The sequence below is a fragment of the Paenibacillus silvestris genome, assembly GCF_009882985.1.
Lineage (GTDB): Bacteria > Bacillota > Bacilli > Paenibacillales > NBRC-103111 > Paenibacillus_E > Paenibacillus_E silvestris.
In genome coordinates, this window is record NZ_WTUZ01000007.1 from 95,612 (window position 1) to 95,869 (window position 258).

At 45.3% G+C, this 258-nt stretch carries 1 protein-coding gene; it reads right to left on the reverse strand.

The window, feature by feature from the left end:
- The coding region (locus GQF01_RS36210) for a tRNA-dihydrouridine synthase (protein WP_235958884.1) at positions 1–258 on the reverse strand (258 nt) is incomplete at both ends.

Here is a 258-nt window from a genome sequence, read left to right on the forward strand (position 1 = left end):
CAGGGATATCCCCGTTAATGGTCAGAAGTGTATCTGGTGCCACCTCATCACGAAGCTTCTTAATCTCCGGAATCAGTTCCCAATGAGCTTTTACTTTGCTCATTTCCTCTCTTGTCCGAAGATGAATGGAAAGATTAACAATGTCTTGTTTCAAAATATGGGTTAACCAGTCACGCCATTCGTCTAGGTCACTAAAACCGAGCCTTGTTTTTACACTGACAGGCAGTCCTCCGGCTTTGGCGGCTTGGATGATATCCG